Below are 17,434 nucleotides of genomic sequence, written 5' to 3'. Positions count from 1 at the left end.
TCGGCAGCGTCAGATGTGTATAAGAGACAGCCACCGCGCTGCACCGGCTGCTGGGTGCCGACCCGGCCAACCAGGGCTTACAGATGTGGCTCGCCGAGTTCCCCCAGCCGCGCCCGCCACGCGAAACCTGGGACAGCAACCCGGTCTTCGCCCAGATGCAGTCGCAGTTCGCCCGCCACCACGAGGAGAACCCCGAGTACACCGGGCTGCACTACATGACGGCCGACGGCCTCGAGGAGTGCTGGCAGTTGCTACGCCAGTCCCTGCACTCGGTGTCCTACGAGACGCTGGCGCACCTGCCGACGTACTCGCGCTGGCTTTCCCAGCAGGACTGGACTCCGGCGTACCGCCGACACCGCCGCAACCTGCAACTGATCGGGCTCAACGACCAGGACAAGCGGTGGGTGCTCAAGAACCCCAGTCACCTGTTCGCGCTGGACGCGATCATGACGGTCTACCCCGACGCGCTGATCGTGCAGTGCCATCGCCCGCCCGAGACCATCCTGGCGTCGATGTGCTCGCTGGCCCAGCACACCACCGAAGGCCAGTCCAACACGTTCGTCGGCGCGCAGATCGGCGCCGACGAGATGGAGACCTGGGCGCGCGGACTGGAGTTGTTCAACGCTCAACGCGCCAACTATGACCAGGCCCAGTTCTGCGACATCGACTACCGGGATTTCGTCGCCGATCCGCTGGCCACCGCGGCGAGCATCTACGAGCGTTTCGGTATCGAGCTCTCCGATGACGCCCGCCAGGCCATGGCCGACGACTACGCCGCCAGCAAGACCGGTCCGCGGGCACCCAAACATGAATACTCGCTGGCCGACTACGGACTGACCCCCGAGCAGGTCCGGGAGCGCTTCGCCGGCCTGTGACCCGCTGAATGCCTCCCGCGAGCAGACGCAAAATCGCACTCAAACACCGTGTTGAGTGCGATTTTGCGTCTGCTCGCGGGAGGTGAACTGAGCTAGTCGATCCCGTCGCCGGGCGGGGGAGCGCTGGAGAACTCCTCCAGTGCACCCTCGGCGATCGCGTGCGCGATGCTCTTCGCCAGCTTCGGGCAGCCGCGGCTTCGGCCGCTGCTGTGGCCGGCCTCGCGTTCGGCGGCGAAGTGGGCGCACTGCTTGACCGCCGCCGAATCCCATTGCACCGAGGTGTGTCCGGGGCCCAGCTTCTTGACCTCGACCGTGGCCGTGCAGTGTCGGCACTGCACCGGCATCAGGCCCGAATGCAGGTAGCGGTCGGTATCGCGTTGCGTCGCAGCACGAATCGCCGCGTAGCGTTGTGGGTCCACCGGGTGTCGCGAATACCGGGTATCGGGGCCGTCGTCGTCGGGCGAGTCGCCGTGCCCGTCATGGTCGTCGTGCGGGCCGTAGAACATCAGCATGGACCGGGCCAGCTCGCCGGCGTCGGGAACCTCGCGGGCCATGGCGCCGGGGCTACTCTGCGTTGACGGTTTCTGAAGCCTCTGTGGCCTTGGCTTCCTCTTCCTGCACCCGCAGGTTCTCCGCCACCTCGGCGTTCCACTTCTCGTTGGCCACCGTGGCGTCGATCTCGATCTCGAAGCGATCGGTCATCTCCGGGGTGACGTCGGCGGCGTCGACGTAGAACTGCGAGTACCACCGGCGCAGCTGGTAGACCGCGCCGTCCTCCTCGACCAGCAGCGGGTTCTCGATCCGGCTCTTGTGAGTCCAGATCTCGACATCCTGCAGGAAGCCCTTGCTGACACCGTCGGTCATGGCGTCCGCGATCTTCTCGGTGGTCGCGTCGTCCAAGCCCTTGGGCTTCTGCACAATCACACCCCACATCAGCCGGAACTGGTCCTGGCTGATCGGGTAGTGGCAGTTGATCAGGATCGACTCGGCCTTGAAACCGCCGTAGCTGTTGTGCAGCCAGTTGATCATGAACGACGGACCGAAGTAGGAGGCCTCCGAGTCCAGGACCGACTCGCCGTACTGGGTGCCCAGGCCTGGCACATCGGAACGCCCGACGTTGCGCAGGTACTGCGAGGCGATGTGGCCCTCGAAGACGTTCTTGAAGGAGGTGGGCAGGCCGTAGTGGATGTAGAAGAAGTGCGCGAAATCCACGACGTTGTCGATGATGTCGCGGCAGTTGGAGTCGATCACCATCGAGTTCCAGCGCCAGTCGGTCCACTCACCGCTGGACCATTCCGGGATCTCCGGGATCCGCACCTCGTCCGGCGGCGGGTTGCCCTCCGGGTCGTGGTAGATGAACAGCAGGCCGCCGCGCACGTCGGTGGGGAAGGCCTGCGTACGCGCCATCCGCGGCGTCCGCTTGGAGTAGGGCACCAGCTTGCAGCGGCCGTCGCCGCCCCAGCGCCAGTCGTGGAACGGGCAGGCGATCTCGTCGCCCTTGATCTCGCCGCGGCTCAAGTCGCCGCCCATGTGGCGGCAGTAGGCGTCGAGCACGTGCAGCTCGCCCTGCGAGTCGGCGAACACCACCAGCTTGGCGCCGAAAGCGTGGACGGAATGCGGCTTGCCGTCCTGGAAGTCCTTCACCGGGCCCAGGCAGTGCCAACCGCGGGCATAGCGATCCGGCAGTGTCCCGGTGTCGATGTGGCGGACGCCTACTTCGGCGCTGTCAGTGCTCACCTGTTGCCTCCAACCCTGTGCTTCTAACTAGAACACGTTACAGTTTTGACCTTCGATTGCGCAATAAACCCTGCTAGTTCGGGGTCTTTGGTCCCTGGTATATCTGAACGATGCAGCTGTTCTCGTTCAACGGTCGCTCACCCAAGATCGACCCCACGGCCTTCGTCGCGCCCCCCGCCACGCTCATCGGCGACGTCACCGTCGAAGCCGGGGCCTCGGTCTGGTTCGGCACCGTGCTGCGCGCCGACGACGCGCCCATCGTGGTGCGCGAGGGTGCCAACGTCCAGGACGGCTCGGTGCTGCATGTGCCGCCGGGGGTGCCGGTGGACATCGGCCCGGGCGCGACGATCGCCCACATGTGCCTGATCCACGGGGCCAACATCGGCGCCGAGGCGCTGATCGGCAACCACGCCACCGTGCTCGACGGCGCGGTGATCGGCAGCCGCTCCCTGGTGGCGGCCGGTGCGACGGTGCTGGCCGGCACCCGGATCCCCGACGGGATGCTGGTGACCGGTTCGCCGGCCGTCGTCAAAGGCCCCATCGAGGGCACCAGCGCCGAGCTGTGGATCAACGCGAACCCGCCGTATTACCGGGATCTGGCGCAGCGCTACCGCGAAGGTCTGGCGCCGGTCGAACTGGGCGATTGATGCAGGGTTCGCCGAGCGTGTAATCAGACCGAAAAATCGCCAGGAAAATCGGACTGATTACACGTTCGGCGCAGGTGTTGCGAGTGAGCGGCGCGGCTCAGAGCTTGCGCGCGGTCTTGGCCGCGCGGTCCAGTTCCCAGTAGGCACGCAGGGCGACCAGTTCACCCTTGTCGTTGGCGCGGTAGGTGAACACGCCCTCGGTGACGATCTGGTGCCCGCCCATGGTGATCGTGATGTTTCCGGTGTTGGCTTCCTCGTCGCCGCACTGGAAGGTGTCGGAGAAGTTGAATTCGATCTTGTCGGTGCTGGCGATCGCCTTGTCCCAGAACGCGGAGATCGCGTCGCGGCCCCGGTGACCTTTGCCCTCCGGGTCGAAGTGCGACGGCCCGATCGGGTCCTGCACGATCGCGTCCTCGGCGAAGTTCGCCAGCCAGGCCTCTTTGTCGCGCGCCACGACCGCGTCCCGGGAGCGCTTACCTGCAACGTGGGCGGGGTGATCTGCGTTCATGCCGGTCGTCCTCTCAGTCGGCGGGTTTGGCGGCCGGCTTGTCGGCGGCGACCACCCACATCGAGTAGTACTGCGAACCGCCGCCGTAGGCGTGGCCCAACGCTTTACGCGCATTCGGAACCTGGTGATCGCCGGCTTTGCCCATCACCTGGATCGCCGACTCGGCGAACCGGATCATGCCCGAGGCGCCGATGGGGTTGGACGACAACACACCGCCGGAGGCGTTCACCGGCAGCTTCCCGCCGATCGCGGTCTCCCCGGCCTGGGTGAGCTTCCAGCCCTCGCCGGGAGCCGCGAAGCCAAGGTTCTCCAGCCACATCGGCTCGAACCAGGAGAACGGCACATAGATCTCCGCGGCGTCGATCTCATCGATCGGGCTGGTGATCCCGGCCTCTTTCCACAGGGCGGCCGCGGCATCGCGGCCGGCCTGCGGATTGACCTGGTCGCGCCCGGCGTACGCCAGCGGCTCGGTGCGCAGCGCGGTCGCGTGGATCCACGCCACCGGCTCGCCGGCGTCGATGCGGTCCTGCGCGGCGGCTTCGTCGCCGATCACGATCGCGCAGGCACCGTCCGACGACGGGCAGGTCTCATCGAAACGGATGGGGTCCCAGAGCATCTGGGAAGCCATCACCTTCTCGACGGTGATGTCGGGCTGGTGCAGATGGGCCAGCGGGTTGCGGGCGCCGTTGAGTCGGTCCTTGACCGCGACGATCGCGCCGATGTCGGTCGGGGCCCCGGAGCGGCGGATGTAGGCGCGCACGTGCGGAGCGAAGTAACCGCCGGCGCCGGCGCCGACCGGCTTGGTGAACGGCACCGGGATGCTCAGCGCCCACATGGCGTTGGACTCCGACTGCTTCTCCCAGGCCATCGCCAGCACCCGCCGGTACTTGCCGGACTTCACCAGGCTGGCCGCCACCACCGCGGTCGAGCCGCCCACCGAACCGGCGGTGTGCACCCGGATCAGCGGCTTGCCGGTGGCGCCCACGGCGTCGGCCATGAACAGCTCGGGCATCATCACGCCCTCGAAGAAGTCCGGCGCCTTACCGACCACCACGGCGTCGATGTCGGCAAACGTCGATCCCGAATCGGCCAGTGCCCGGTCGATGGCTTCGCGCACCATGCCGTTCATCGACACGTCCTGGCGCTTGGCGACGTACTTGGTCTGTCCGGTGCCCAGCACCGCAGCGAGTTGGGCCATCAGTTGCGTCCTTCCATCACCGCGACCAGGTTCTGTTGCAGGGCAGGCCCGCTGGTGGCGTGCGCCAGCACCCGGCCGGCCGAACCCGAGAAGATGTGCTGGGCGGCAAAGCCGATGCGCTCCAGCCCCGCGACAAACATCGGGTTCGCTGCCAGGGCGCCACCGGACGGGTTCACCTTGGTCTTCGAGGGCAGTCGCATGGACTCGGTCAGGATCAGGTGCTGATGGGTGAACGGAGCGTGGATCTCGGCGACGTCCACGGCGGGCATCTCATCGCCGGTGGCGGCCTGTGCCGAGGCGGCGGCCGACGGCGACCGGGTCAGGTCGCGGCTGCCCAGTACCGGGGACTCGATCCGGTGTTCGAAACCGGTGATCCAGGCTGGGTTTTCGCACAGCTCACGGGCTTTGTCGCCGGCGGCCAGCACGATCGCGGCAGCGCCGTCGGTGATCGGGGCGATGTCGTGGCGGCGCAGCGGGTCGGCGAAGAACGGACGCTGCAGCAGTTCGTCGAGGCTGTCCGTCGACTCCACCGAGTCCACCCGTTCGGCGACGGCGAAGGAGTCCAGCGCCACGCGGGCCATCTGCTCGGCGGTCCACTGGCCGCCGGACAGGCCCAGTCGGGCCTGCAGTGCGGCGATCGACACCGAGTCCGGCCACAGCGGGGCGACGGTATACGGGTCGGTCTGCAACGCCAGGACCCGGCGCAGCTGGCCGGCCGAGGACTTGCCGAAACCGTAGGCCAGCGCGGTGTCGACCTCGCCGGTCAGCACCTTGATGTAGGCCTCATACAGGGCCCAGGCGCCGTCCATCTCCACATGCGACTCGTTGATCGGCGGAACGGCGCCGATCGAGTCGATCGCCGAGATGAAGGAGAACGCCCGGCCGGCCAGGTAATCCGACGAACCCGAGCACCAGAAGCCGATGTCGGTCTGGGCGATACCCAACTCGGCATACAACTGGGCGAAACACGGCATCAACATCTCGACGCCGTTGGTGGTTCCGTCAGTGCGGCGGACGTGCGGGGCGTGGGCGAAGCCCACCACCGCGACATCGCGTTGCGTCATGCTGCCCCTCACAGGTGGTGTTTGTAGGTGTCGTAGTCGGCGTCCGGTTCGCCGGTGGGCCGGAAGTACTCGATGTTGTCGATGCCCAGGCCCCACTGATCGCGGGGCTTCCACACCGCCTCGACGCGCAGGCCCATCCGCACCTCGTGGGCGTCGATGTCTGACACCAAGTGCAGGAAGGGGATGTCCGCACCGTCGAGCAGCACGTAGGCGGCCACATACGGCGGCTTGATCCGCTGGCCGGCGAACGGGATGTTGATGATGGCGAAGGTGGTCACCGTGCCCTTGTCGGGCAGCTCCACGAAGGTGTCCAACTGCAGTCCGGTAGCCGGATCGGCTTCGCGCGCAGGGAAATACACCTTGCCGGTCTCACCGGTCCGGGCGCCCAGCAGCTTGCCCTCCTGCAGGGCCAGCAGGTAGGCGCTCTCCGGGCGCGACGCGCTGTGCTGGATCTCGATGCTGCTGGGAACCACCACCATGGTCACCGGGTCGCGCTCGTCGGGGGTGTCGGGGACCGGTTCGGGGTCCTCGCCGATCGCGAAGTAGGCGATGTCGGTGATCGCTCCGACGGTCTCGTCGGCCCAGTGCGCGTGCACCCGGGTACCGACACTGATGGCCTTGGGGCTCTCGGCCGCCACCGCGTGCAGCATCGGCACGTCGGCGCCGTCGAGCTTGATCAACGCCCAGGCGAACGGGGTGTCCAGCGGCTGGCCCTGCAGCGGCTCCGGCTGCCAGGACCATGACACGACAGTGCCGACACTGGCCACCGGTACGATCTCGGTGAGCGGCTCGTAGCTGACCGGATCGTATTCGGCCGGGGGCACGTAGACCCGCCCGTCGGAACCACGCACCCCGACGATGCGGCGCTCACGCAGAGCGGTGAAGAATGCGCCAAGGGTAGGGCCGACTGAACGCGTGTAGTCGAAGGACAACTTCAGCGGCGCAGACAGCGGCGGTTCATGCTCATCGATCTGCGCGCGGTGGCTTTGGCTGGCAGTCACGGCATCGAGTAGAACAGGTTCTAACAATGGTGGCAAGCAGGCGAGCGAGGAGCCGAGGATGAAGCTGGGACTGCAACTGGGATATTGGGGCGCACAGCCGCCGGCCAACCACCAAGAACTGGTGACCGCCGCCGAGGACGCGGGATTCGACTCGATTTTCACGGCCGAGGCCTGGGGTTCTGACGCCTACACGCCGCTGGCCTGGTGGGGCTCGTCGACTTCGCGGGTTCGCCTGGGCACCTCGGTGGTGCAGCTGTCGGCGCGCACCCCGACCGCCTGCGCGATGGCCGCCTTGACGTTGGACCACCTGTCCGGCGGCCGCCACATCCTGGGGCTCGGCGTGTCCGGGCCGCAGGTGGTTGAGGGCTGGTACGGCCAGCGCTTCGCCAAGCCGTTGGCCCGCACCCGCGAGTACATCGACATCCTGCGCCAGGTGTGGGCCCGCGAGGCCCCGGTGACCAGCGCCGGCCCGCACTACCCGCTGCCGATCAGCGGTGAGGGCACCACCGGGCTGGGCAAGGCGCTCAAGCCGATCACCCATCCGCTGCGTGCCGACATCCCGGTGATGCTCGGTGCCGAAGGCCCGAAGAACATCGCGCTGGCCGCCGAGATCGCCGACGGGTGGCTGCCGATCTTCTACGCGCCGCGGCTGGCCGACATGTACAACGAGTGGCTCGATGAGGGCTTCGCCCGGCCCGGGGCGCGGCGCACCCGGGAGGACTTCGAGATCTGCGCGACGGCCAACATCGTCATCACCGATGACCGCGCGGCGGCGTTCGCGGCCATGAAGCCCTACCTGGCGCTCTACATGGGCGGGATGGGCTCTGAGGACACCAACTTCCACGCCGAGGTCTACCGCCGGATGGGTTATGCGGAGGTGGTCGACGACGTGACGAAGCTGTTCCGCGGCGGACAGAAGGACAAGGCCGGCGAGATCATCCCCGACGAGCTGGTGGACGACGCCGCGATCGTGGGCGACGTCGACTACGTCCGTAAGCAGATCAAGGTGTGGGAGGCCGCCGGCGTCACCATGATGGTGGTCACCGGACGCAGCACCGAGCAGATTCAGCAGCTGGCCTCGCTGGTTTAGTTCGGCGGCGCGACGCCGATTCAGGCGCTGAAGACCTCAGCGTCGCCGAACGTCATCTCGACGCGGCCCACGGTCGAGGACAGCATCGGCCGCTTGGGCAGGCCCAGTGCGGCCAGTTCGCGGGCATACGGGTGGGTGCCCAGCCGCAGCTCGGCGCCGCCGAGGGCCCAACGCACTTTGGAAACTTTCATCTCCCAAGGGATTTGACGGGCGACACCATCGAGATGGCTGAACGCCTGCAGCGTCCGTGGCCGAGACGTGAACAGACCCGGGACCGGCAGGCCGCGGGCGAACTCCATGGTGGCGATGTGCTGACCGTCGGCGGCGACGTCGAAGCCCAGACGCCGGCCGTCGCGAACGGTGAAGTCCGCCATGATCTTCGGGAATCCCCAGATCGTGCGTCCGGCCTCGAGCGTGAACTCCTGGTCCACCGGCAGGTGGTGGATGAACGCTCCGGCAGAGCCCAGGGCCCGCCAGCCGCTCGCCTCGCTACCCGGCGGATTGACCATCACCGCCGTGCCGAACTCGAGGTAGCGGCCCAGGTCGCCGTCGAGGTAGCGGGCCAGCATCAGGTTCACCACCGCCCGTCCCGGCTGGTGCTGGAAGACCTGCAGGCCGCTGTAGTCGATCATCGCCTGCGTGGCGTCCGCAGGCACCGAGAACATCGCGGAATGCACATCCGCGTGACGGACGCGGACCGGCATGGTAAGCACAGTGCCAGCGATGGTGTGCTGCGAAAGAGCCATGACTCCCACTGTAATCCGGAGGACGCCCATGACCGAGGTTATGACCGATGTCGCGCCGACCACCAAGCCGGATATCGACCTGACCGACGGAACCTTCTACGCCGACGGCGGTGCGCGCGCCGCCTACCGGTGGATGCGGGCCAACGAGCCGGTGTTCCGGGATCGCAACGGGCTGGCCGCGGCGTCGGCCTACCAGGCGGTGATCGACGCCGAGCGCACTCCCGAAGTGTTCTCCAACGCCGGCGGCATCCGTCCCGACCAGCCGGGATTCCCCTACATGATCGACATGGACGACCCCGCGCACCTGTTGCGGCGCAAGCTGGTCAACGCCGGGTTCACCCGCAAACGCGTGCACGCCCAGCTGCCGTCCATCGAGACGCTGTGCGACACCTTGATCGACGCGGTCTGCGAGCGCGGCGAGTGCGACTTCGTCCGCGACATCGCCGCCCCGCTGCCGATGGCGGTGATCGGTGACATGCTCGGGGTGCTGCCCGAACAGCGCAGCATGCTGCTGAAGTGGTCCGATGACCTGGTGTGCGGGCTGAGCTCGCACCTGGACGCCGAGTCGGCCACCTTCCAAGCCGTCATGGAGGCGTTCAGCGCCTACACGGCATTCACCATGGACCTGATCGGCAAGCGTCGCGCCGAACCCGCCGACGACCTGTTCTCCATTCTGGTCAACGCCGAGGTGGACGGGCAGCGGATGAGCGACGACGAGATCGTGTTCGAGACGCTGCTGATCCTGATCGGCGGCGACGAGACCACCCGGCACACTCTGTCGGGCGGCACGGAGCAACTGCTGCGTCATCGCGACCAGTGGGAGATGCTGCAACGCGAACCCGAGCGGGTGCCGGTGGCGATCGAGGAGATGCTGCGGTGGACCTCCCCGGTGAAGAACATGTGCCGCACGCTGACTCGCGACATCGAGTTCCACGGCACGCAGCTGTGTGAGGGCGAGAAGATGCTGCTGCTGTTCGAGTCGGCCAACTTCGACGAGACGGTTTTCGACGAGCCGGAACGCTTCGATGCCACCCGAGACCCCAACAGTCACGTGGCATTCGGATTCGGCACCCATTTCTGTCTGGGCAACCAGCTGGCCCGCCTGGAGCTGCGGCTGATGACGCAGCGGGTGCTGCAGCGGCTGCCCGACCTGCGGCTGGCCTCCGGCGACCCCCTGCCACTGCGCCCGGCGAACTTCGTCAGCGGCCTGGAGTCGATGCCGGTGGTGTTCACGCCCAGCAGGCCGGTGCTCGTCTGACGCATCCCGCACCGCCGAACGTGTAATCAGCCCGGAAAACCGGAGCGTTTCTCGGTCTCAGTGCACGCTCGGCGTTGCCAGGCATTGCTGACACGGGCGATGATCCCGGCTTCGGTGTCTTCCCGGGTATCCTCAGGTCGATCCAGCCCAGATCGCTCACGGTCTCGTGGCGGCGGATGTCCCGGTGGAACTGCCGTGTGCTGGTGCGGTGGTGGTCGCCCTCGTAGTCCAGGCCCACTTTGATCTCCTCCCAGCCCATATCCAGCACGGCCACCAGTTGTCCCCACTGGTCGTGGACGGGCAGCTGGGTCTGCGGCGGCGGGAATCCCGCTCGAATCAACAAGAGCCGCAACCACGTCTCGCGGGGTGACTCGGCGCCGGCGTCGATGAGTGCCAGGGTCCGGCGCGCACGCCGGATGCCGCGCCGACCCGCATAGCGCCGGGCGATCACGTCGGCGTCGGCCGCGGTGAGTCGGGTCGCCCGGGCCAGCGCGTCGATGGCGGCCACTGCCTTTCCGGCCGGATAGCGGCAGGCCAGGTCCATCGCGGTGCGCGCCGGGGTGGCGACCGGCATGCCGTCGATCAGCTGGACCTCGGCGGGCCGAACCCGGTCCGACCAGGTTCGCACCCCGGGTGGTGGCCGTCGGCAGTCGTAGAGCAACTCGGCGGGGGCGTGGTCGTCGACCCACTTCGCGCCATGCAGTGCGGCGGCGGACTGACCGGCGATCACCCCGCGACGACGCGACCACAACCACGCGCCCTTCGCCCGCGGCACGGCGGTGAGCGCCGTGCCGCGCGGCACGTAGACGTCGGGGTGGATCGCGACGAACCGACTGCTCAGCGCGTACTTCGTCAACCGTCCCGCGGCGACGGCCTCGCTGCCGATGAAGGGCTCACCCATGCCGGAAGTCTGCCGACGCCCACCGACACAACTCCGAACGTGTACTCAGACCGAAAAGTAGCCGGAACAGTCGGGCTGATTACACGTTCGGCGAGCAGGAGGGCGGGTTGCAGGGGCGAGCAGGGGCGAGCAGGAGGGCGGGGGAGCCCGCCGCGCGCTACGTCTGCAGCGACGCGACGATCGCCTCGGTCGGCGACCGCCACGTCAGGCCCAGATCGGCCAGCGTGGCCGAGTCGTCGGTCGGGGTGGCCGACGTCAGCAACCAGGCCGCTTCGTAGCTCAGCGACTCGGGCAGCGGCAGCAGCTTGCTGGCCAGATCGCTGATACGGCCGATGGCCTTGAAAACGCTGGGGGCCACCGGGATTCGCCGCACCGGCTTGCCCAGGCCCCGCTCGACGGCGCTGATCATCTCGTCGAAGGTGACCATGATCCCGCCGCACAGGTAGCGGTGCGGACCGCGGCCGGGCCGCATCAGCGCCTCGTGCACCAGGCCGATGTCGCGGACATCGACCATCGCCATTCCGCCACGGACCACCGGCGCCACCCGGTACTTCACGATCGGCGCCCAGCCCCGCTCGGTGACGCCCGGTGCGGTGTGAAACGCCGGGCCGACCACGCTGGAGGGGTAGGTGACCACGACCGGGGCGCCCTCGTCCTGCAGTCGGCGCGCGACCCGCTCGCCGTAGGCCTTGGTTCGGGCGTAGGCACTGCGGCCGGGCACGGTGGGCGAGTCCGGGCCGATGATCCCGTTCGGTGGCGGGAACAGCGCGCTGTAGGAACTGACCGACACCACCGGGTCCAGGCCCGCGGACACCGCACGGGTCAGGATCGCCTCGGTGGCGTAGGCGTTGATGTCCCACATCAGCTTTTCCTGGCGGTCGTTGGTGCCGACCACCCCGGCGGCATGCAGGACCGAGTCGCAGCCGTCCAGCAGCGCCGCCACCACCCCGGTGTCGCGGATGTCGCCGTCGAGCACCTCCAGGGTGCCCAGCTCACGCAGCCGGGGGATGACGGGCTCGGCGCCGCAGCCGGGCGCGACCAGAAGCCGTACCGAATGTCCGGCTTCCAGCAGCGTCTTGACGGTGTGGGCGCCGAGATAGCCGGTGCCTCCGGTGACCGCGACCTTCATCAGCGGTTCTTGAACTGCGGCTTGCGCTTCTCGGCGAAAGCCCGCGGGCCTTCCTTGGCGTCCTCGCTCAAGAACACCTTGATGCCGATCTTCGTGTCGATCTTGAAGGCGTCGTTCTCGTGCATGCCCTCGGTCTCGTGGATGGTGCGCAGCATCGCCTGCACGGCAAGCGGCCCGTTGTTGTTGATCTGCTCGGCGATCTCCAGAGCCTTGTCCAGCGCCTGTCCGTCGGGCACCACGTGGCCGATCAAGCCCATCTCCAGAGCCTCGGCGGCGGTGATGTGGCGACCGGTGAACAGCAGGTCGCACGCCATGGTGTAGGGAATCTGGCGAACCAGGCGCACCGCCGAGCCGCCCATCGGGTACAGGCTCCACTTAGCCTCGGAGATACCGAACTTGGCGCTTTCGCCGGCGATGCGGATGTCGGTGCCTTGCAGGATCTCGGTGCCGCCGGCGATAGCCGGACCCTCCACCGCGGCGATCAGCGGCTTGGTCAGGCGGCGGCCCTTGAGCAGGCCGTCGATGCGTGAGGGGTCGTAGCTGCCGTCTTTGAAGGAGTCGCCGGGGGCCTTCTTGTTGGCCGACTTGAGGTCCATGCCGGCGCAGAAGTAGCCGCCCGCGCCGGTCAGGATGCATGAGCGGATGTCGTCGTCGTTGTCCACCCGGTCCCACGCCTCGACCATGATTGCGAGCATTTCGCCGGACAGGGCGTTGCGCACCTCGGGCCGGTTCAAGGTGAGGATCAGGGTGTGTCCCCGCTGTTCAATGAGGGCGTGGGGCTGCTCTGACGACTCGGGCACCGGCGTCCGCCTTTCCGGGTTGGATCCTCGACTTGAAATCGAAATGTAACACGTTCTAGTTTGTGTGTTGTGGCTCTCAACATCGCCGACTTAGCCGAACACGCCATCGACGCCGTCCCCGATCGGGTCGCCCTGATCTGCGGGACCGAACAGCTGACCTATGCGCAGCTGGAGGAGAAGGCCAACCGGCTGGCCCATTACCTGATCGAGCAAGGCGTCAAGAAGGACGACAAGGTCGGCCTGTACTGCCGCAACCGCAACGAGATCGTCGTGGCGATGCTCGGCATCATCAAGGCCGGCGCCATCCTGGTCAACATCAACTTCCGCTACGTCGAGGGCGAGCTGCGCTACCTGTTCGACAACTCGGACATGGTCGCCCTGGTGCACGAGCGCCAGTACGCCGATCGGGTGGCCAACGTCTTGCCCGACACCCCGAAGGTCAAGACCATCCTGGTGGTCGAGGACGGCAGTGACCTGGACTATCAGCGCTACGGCGGGGTGGAGTTCGAGGCCGCGCTGGCGCAGAGCTCACCCGAGCGTGACTTCGGTCCCCGCAGTGCCGACGACATCTACCTGCTCTACACCGGCGGCACCACGGGATTCCCCAAGGGCGTGATGTGGCGCCACGAGGACATCTACCGCGTGCTGTTCGGCGGCACCGACTTCGCCACCGGTGAGCCGATCGCCGATGAGTACGACTTGGCCAAGCAGGCCGCCGCCAACCCGCCGATGGTCCGTCACCCGATTCCGCCGATGATCCACGGCGCGACCCAGTCGGCCACCTGGATGTCGCTGTTCAGCGGCCAAACTGTGGTCCTGGCACCGGAGTTCGACGCCGACACGGTATGGCGCACCATCGAGCAGCACAAGGTCAACCTGCTGTTCTTCACCGGTGATGCCATGGCGCGTCCGCTGCTGGACGCCCTGTTGGCCCACCAGGACGCCGGCAACGAATACGACTTGTCGTCGCTGTTCCTGCTGGCCTCCACCGCGGCGCTGTTCAGCCCGAGCATCAAGGAGCGGCTGCTGGAGCTGCTGCCCAACCGGATCATCACCGACTCCATCGGTTCCTCGGAGACCGGTTTCGGCGGCACCAGCATCGTCGCCAAGGGCGAAGCGCACACCGGCGGCCCCCGGGTCACCATCGACAAGAACACGGTCGTGCTCGACGACGACGGCAACGAAGTCCAGCCCGGTTCGGACGTGCGGGGCATCATCGCCAAGCGCGGTCACATCCCGGTCGGTTACTACAAGGACGAGAAGAAGACCGCCGAGACCTTCCGCACCATCAACGGAGTGCGGTACGCGATCCCCGGAGACTTCGCGCAGGTCGAGGCCGACGGCACCGTGACCATGCTGGGCCGCGGGTCGGTGTCGATCAACTCCGGCGGGGAGAAGATCTACCCCGAAGAGGTCGAGGCCGCGCTCAAGACCCACCCGGACGTCTTCGACGCCTTGGTGGTCGGGGTGCCCGACGCCCGCTACGGCCAGCATGTCGCCGCAGTGGTGCAGGCCCGCGGAGACGCCCGGCCCACGCTGGAGGAGATCAACACCTGCGCGCGTACCGAGATCGCCGGCTACAAGGTGCCCCGCAGTCTGTGGTTCGTCGACGAGGTCAAGCGCTCCCCGGCGGGCAAGCCGGACTACCGCTGGGCCAAGGAGCAGACCGAGGCCCGTCCCGCCGACGAGGTGCACGCCAAGCACGTGACGGTCGAGAACTAGATCCACCGCATCTTTTGCCGGGGAGCCGCCCCCGGCGAAGCGGTGTCCGGGCTACTCTCTTTCGATGCAGCGACTTTCGGGCGTGGACGCCGCGTTCTGGTCTGCCGAAACGGCGGGCTGGCACATGCACATCGGTGGACTCGCGATCTGTGACACGACCAATGCGCCGAACTACAGCTTCGAGCGCGTCCGCGAGCTGCTGATCGAGCGACTTCCGCAACTGCCGCAGCTGCGCTGGAAGGTCACTCCCGCCCCGCTGGGTCTGGACCGGCCGTGGTTCGTCGAGGACGACGACCTCGACATCGACTTCCACCTGCGACGAATCGGCGTTCCCGCGCCGGGCGGTCGGCGCGAGGTCGAAGAGCTCGTCGGACGGCTGATGTCCTACAAGCTGGACCGGTCGCGCCCACTGTGGGAGATGTGGGTGATCGAGGGCGTCAACGGCGGCCGGGTCGCGACCCTGACCAAGATGCATCACGCGATCGTCGACGGTGTCTCGGGCGCAGGACTGTTCGAGATCATGCTGGACGTCACGCCGGAGCCGCGACCGCCGGAGCCGGCGGCGCACGGCTCGTCGAACGGGGCTGCCATGCCCAGCTACGAGCGTCGTGTGGTCGAGGAGTTGGTCAACGTCGCCGTCAAGACGCCGTACCGGATCGGTCGGCTGCTGCAGCAGACCGTCCGCCAGCAGATCGCCACCGTGGGGTTGGGGCTGCCCCGCAAACCCCCGCGGTATTTCGACGCCCCGGTGACCCGGTTCAACGCCAGCGTCTCGCCGCACCGGCGCATCAGTGCCGCCCGCATCGAGCTTGCCCGGATCAAGGCCGTCAAGGACGCCTACGGGGTGAAGCTCAACGATGTCGTACTGGCCATCGTGGCCGGTGCCGTCCGCCAGTACCTGGGTGAGCGCGGTGAGCTGCCCGACAAGCCATTGGTGGCGCAGATCCCGGTGTCGACCCGTACCGAGGAGAGCCAGGGGGAGGTCGGCAACAAGGTCAGTTCGATGACGGTGTCCATGGCGACCGACATCGAGGGAGCGGCGCAGCGGCTCAAGACCATTCACGCCAACACCCAGAGCGCCAAGCAGATGGCCAAGGCGCTGTCGGCCCATCAGATCATGGGGCTGACCGACACCACGCCGCCCGGGCTGCTGCAGCTCGCCGCGCGCGCCTACACCGCGACCGGACTGTCGAATCGGCTGGCCCCGATCAACCTGGTGGTCTCCAACGTTCCGGGACCACCGGTTCCGATCTACATGGCCGGGGCCGAACTGGAGTCACTGGTCCCGCTGGGTCCGCCGGTGATGGACGTCGCCCTGAACATCACCTGCTTCTCGTACCGGGACCACCTCGACTTCGGATTCGTGACCACGCCGGAAGTCGCCGAGGACATCCACAAGATGGCCGACGCCATCGAGCCCGCGCTGGCCGAGTTGGAGCGCGACATCGACCGGGGCAAGAACCGGACCGGCCGGCACTGAGCGCTACCGGCCCGGTAGCGCCTGGATCACCCGGATCATCGGGGTCAGCAGCTTCTGCCACACCGGCCCGGAGATCCCCGGGGGCGGGTCCAGATTCAGGATCCGGGCGGTGGAGACGGTCTGCGACTCGGTGTACTTGAGGATCCCGTCGGCGCCGTGGCGGCGGCCCACCCCGGAGGCCTTCATGCCGCCCATCGGGGCGGCGACGCTGCCGAATGCCAGCGCGTAGCCCTCATCGACGTTGACCGTGCCGGACTTGATGCGCGCGGCGATCGCCTCACCTTCGGACTTGCTCGCGGCCCACACGCTGGCGTTCAGTCCGTACTCGGTGTCGTTGGCCTTCGCGATGGCCTCTTCGACGTCGGCGACGGGGTAGATGGAGACCACCGGGCCGAACGTCTCGTTGCGGGCGCACTCCATCTCGTCGGTGACGTCGGTCAGCACCGTCGGCTCGTAGAACAGCGGGCCGATGTCGGGACGGGCCTTGCCGCCGGCGATCACCTTGGCGCCCTTGGCCTTGGCGTCGTCGACGTGGTTGGAGATGGTCTTGACCTGGTCCTCGGAGATCAGGCTGCCCATGTCGGCGTTGAAGTCGTAGGTGGCCGAGAGCTTCATGGCGCGTACCTGTTCGGCGAACTTCGCGGCGAACTCGTCGGCCACCTCGCGTTCGACGTAGATCCGCTCGATCGAGATGCACAACTGCCCGGCGTTGGAGAAGCAGGCGCGGGTGGCGGCTTTGGCGACCTCGGACAGGTTGGCGCCCTTGGTGACGATCATCGGGTTCTTGCCGCCCAGTTCGGCGGAGAAGCCGATCAGTCGGGCGCCGCACTGCTCGGCCAGAGTCCGGCCGGTGGCACTGGAACCGGTGAACATCAGGTAGTCGCACTGCTGCACGATCTCCGTGCCGACCACCGAGCCCGGACCGGGCACCACGGCCAACAACTCACGGGGCAGACCGGCCTGATACAGCAGCTCGGCGTTGGCCAGGGTGCAGTACGGGGTCTGGCTGTCGGGTTTGATCACGACGGCGTTGCCGGCCAGCAGCGCGGGGATGGCATCCGAAATCGACAGTGTCATCGGGTAGTTCCAGGGGGCGATGACGCCCACGACACCCTTCGGGTGGTGGTTGATCACGGTCTTGACGACGCCGGGCAACAGCCCCGGTACCCGCTTGGAGGCCAGCAATTTGGCGGCCTGACGCGCGTAGTAACGCGCGTTGAGCATGATGTCGAGGATCTCCTCCTGCGCCGCCGAACGTGCCCTGTCTCTTATACACAT

The 17,434-nt window shown here is 67.4% G+C and carries 15 protein-coding genes and 2 pseudogenes; 6 read left to right on the top strand and 11 right to left on the bottom strand.

Annotated features, from left to right (window positions below):
- Positions 1 to 32: 32 nt before the first annotated feature.
- Positions 33 to 875: pseudogene (locus tag LI92_RS14850) on the top strand (sulfotransferase family protein); the annotation flags it as partial.
- A 92-nt stretch (positions 876 to 967) separates the two neighbouring features.
- On the opposite strand, the gene LI92_RS14845 reads toward LI92_RS14850, so the two are convergent.
- Positions 968 to 1,429, bottom strand: coding sequence for a hypothetical protein (locus LI92_RS14845; protein ID WP_046320120.1), 462 nt, complete (start codon positions 1,427 to 1,429; stop codon positions 968 to 970).
- A 10-nt stretch (positions 1,430 to 1,439) separates the two neighbouring features.
- Positions 1,440 to 2,612: a 3-ketosteroid-9-alpha-monooxygenase, oxygenase component gene (locus LI92_RS14840; RefSeq protein WP_046320118.1), complete on the bottom strand. Its 1,173-nt coding sequence runs from the start codon at positions 2,610 to 2,612 to the stop codon at positions 1,440 to 1,442.
- A 110-nt stretch (positions 2,613 to 2,722) separates the two neighbouring features.
- Here LI92_RS14840 and LI92_RS14835 point away from each other — a divergent pair, with 110 nt between their 5' ends.
- Positions 2,723 to 3,259, top strand: coding sequence for a gamma carbonic anhydrase family protein (locus LI92_RS14835; protein WP_046320116.1), 537 nt, complete (start codon positions 2,723 to 2,725; stop codon positions 3,257 to 3,259).
- A gap of 97 nt (positions 3,260 to 3,356) precedes the next feature.
- On the opposite strand, the gene LI92_RS14830 is transcribed toward LI92_RS14835, so the two are convergent.
- From LI92_RS14830 to LI92_RS14815, 4 genes are read right to left on the bottom strand one after another with little or no spacing between them, the layout of a single operon-like run.
- Positions 3,357 to 3,767, bottom strand: coding sequence for a nuclear transport factor 2 family protein (locus tag LI92_RS14830; protein WP_046320115.1), 411 nt, complete (start codon positions 3,765 to 3,767; stop codon positions 3,357 to 3,359).
- A gap of 13 nt (positions 3,768 to 3,780) precedes the next feature.
- Positions 3,781 to 4,968 (bottom strand): thiolase family protein, encoded by a 1,188-nt coding sequence (locus tag LI92_RS14825; RefSeq protein WP_192830058.1) that lies wholly within the window; start codon positions 4,966 to 4,968, stop codon positions 3,781 to 3,783.
- Positions 4,965 to 6,029 carry a thiolase family protein gene (locus LI92_RS14820; protein ID WP_046320111.1) on the bottom strand — a complete coding sequence of 355 codons (1,065 nt, stop codon included), beginning with the start codon at positions 6,027 to 6,029 and terminating at the stop codon, positions 4,965 to 4,967. Before LI92_RS14820 ends, LI92_RS14825 begins: the two co-directional genes overlap by 4 nt.
- 8 nt (positions 6,030 to 6,037) lie before the next feature.
- Positions 6,038 to 7,030: a Zn-ribbon domain-containing OB-fold protein gene (locus tag LI92_RS14815; RefSeq protein WP_046320110.1), complete on the bottom strand. Its 993-nt coding sequence runs from the start codon at positions 7,028 to 7,030 to the stop codon at positions 6,038 to 6,040.
- A gap of 58 nt (positions 7,031 to 7,088) precedes the next feature.
- Here LI92_RS14815 and LI92_RS14810 point away from each other — a divergent pair, with 58 nt between their 5' ends.
- On the top strand, positions 7,089 to 8,120 hold the full coding sequence (locus tag LI92_RS14810) for an LLM class F420-dependent oxidoreductase (RefSeq protein WP_046320109.1): 1,032 nt from the start codon (positions 7,089 to 7,091) through the stop codon (positions 8,118 to 8,120).
- A 20-nt stretch (positions 8,121 to 8,140) separates the two neighbouring features.
- On the opposite strand, the gene LI92_RS14805 is transcribed toward LI92_RS14810, so the two are convergent.
- Positions 8,141 to 8,866, bottom strand: coding sequence for an acetoacetate decarboxylase family protein (locus LI92_RS14805; protein ID WP_046320124.1), 726 nt, complete (start codon positions 8,864 to 8,866; stop codon positions 8,141 to 8,143).
- Positions 8,867 to 8,906: 40 nt separating this feature from the next.
- Between LI92_RS14805 and LI92_RS14800 the strand changes: the two genes are divergently transcribed.
- Positions 8,907 to 10,124, top strand: a complete 1,218-nt coding sequence (locus LI92_RS14800; RefSeq protein ID WP_046320123.1) for a cytochrome P450 — start codon at positions 8,907 to 8,909, stop codon at positions 10,122 to 10,124.
- A 26-nt stretch (positions 10,125 to 10,150) separates the two neighbouring features.
- Here the strand turns inward: LI92_RS14800 and LI92_RS14795 are convergent.
- The 3 genes and pseudogenes from LI92_RS14795 to LI92_RS14785 all read right to left on the bottom strand — a co-directional run bounded on the left by LI92_RS14795 (position 10,151) and on the right by LI92_RS14785 (position 12,954).
- A pseudogene (locus tag LI92_RS14795) lies at positions 10,151 to 11,025 on the bottom strand (type IV toxin-antitoxin system AbiEi family antitoxin).
- Between the two features lie 157 nt (positions 11,026 to 11,182).
- Entirely contained in the window at positions 11,183 to 12,154 is a 972-nt protein-coding gene (locus tag LI92_RS14790; RefSeq protein WP_046320108.1) for an NAD-dependent epimerase/dehydratase family protein, read from the bottom strand.
- Positions 12,154 to 12,954, bottom strand: a complete 801-nt coding sequence (locus LI92_RS14785) for a crotonase/enoyl-CoA hydratase family protein (RefSeq protein WP_046320107.1) — start codon at positions 12,952 to 12,954, stop codon at positions 12,154 to 12,156. The genes LI92_RS14790 and LI92_RS14785 overlap by 1 nt, the downstream gene beginning before the upstream one ends.
- A 69-nt stretch (positions 12,955 to 13,023) precedes the next feature.
- On the opposite strand from LI92_RS14785, the gene LI92_RS14780 reads away from it, so the two are divergent.
- Both LI92_RS14780 and LI92_RS14775 read left to right on the top strand, forming a co-directional pair.
- A complete protein-coding gene (locus LI92_RS14780; protein WP_046320106.1) occupies positions 13,024 to 14,676 on the top strand; it encodes an acyl-CoA synthetase in 1,653 nt (550 codons plus the stop codon).
- Between the two features lie 64 nt (positions 14,677 to 14,740).
- Complete coding sequence (locus LI92_RS14775) at positions 14,741 to 16,156, top strand: WS/DGAT/MGAT family O-acyltransferase (RefSeq protein WP_046320105.1); 1,416 nt, start codon at positions 14,741 to 14,743, stop codon at positions 16,154 to 16,156.
- Between the two features lie 3 nt (positions 16,157 to 16,159).
- Here LI92_RS14775 and LI92_RS14770 read toward each other — a convergent pair.
- A partial coding sequence (locus tag LI92_RS14770) for a succinic semialdehyde dehydrogenase (protein ID WP_046320102.1) occupies positions 16,160 to 17,434 on the bottom strand: 1,275 nt, incomplete at its 5' end.

Origin of the sequence: Mycobacterium sp. UM_Kg1 (assembly GCF_000972925.1) — a bacterium.
Lineage (GTDB): Bacteria > Actinomycetota > Actinomycetes > Mycobacteriales > Mycobacteriaceae > Mycobacterium > Mycobacterium hiberniae.
Note: the sequence above shows the minus strand (reverse complement) of the source record. Positions and strands in the feature narration are given on the sequence as shown.

Excerpts from the sequence above, each read along its gene's own strand:
- LI92_RS14775 (WP_046320105.1), top strand. The coding sequence starts at position 14,741 with ATGCAGCGACTTTCGGGCGTGGACGCCGCGTTCTGGTCTGCCGAAACG.
- LI92_RS14820 (WP_046320111.1), bottom strand. The coding sequence starts at position 6,029 with ATGACGCAACGCGATGTCGCGGTGGTGGGCTTCGCCCACGCCCCGCAC.
- LI92_RS14845 (WP_046320120.1), bottom strand. The coding sequence starts at position 1,429 with ATGGCCCGCGAGGTTCCCGACGCCGGCGAGCTGGCCCGGTCCATGCTG.
- LI92_RS14805 (WP_046320124.1), bottom strand. The coding sequence starts at position 8,866 with ATGGCTCTTTCGCAGCACACCATCGCTGGCACTGTGCTTACCATGCCG.
- LI92_RS14800 (WP_046320123.1), top strand. The coding sequence starts at position 8,907 with ATGACCGATGTCGCGCCGACCACCAAGCCGGATATCGACCTGACCGAC.
- LI92_RS14835 (WP_046320116.1), top strand. The coding sequence starts at position 2,723 with ATGCAGCTGTTCTCGTTCAACGGTCGCTCACCCAAGATCGACCCCACG.
- LI92_RS14830 (WP_046320115.1), bottom strand. The coding sequence starts at position 3,767 with ATGAACGCAGATCACCCCGCCCACGTTGCAGGTAAGCGCTCCCGGGAC.
- LI92_RS14810 (WP_046320109.1), top strand. The coding sequence starts at position 7,089 with ATGAAGCTGGGACTGCAACTGGGATATTGGGGCGCACAGCCGCCGGCC.
- LI92_RS14790 (WP_046320108.1), bottom strand. The coding sequence starts at position 12,154 with ATGAAGGTCGCGGTCACCGGAGGCACCGGCTATCTCGGCGCCCACACC.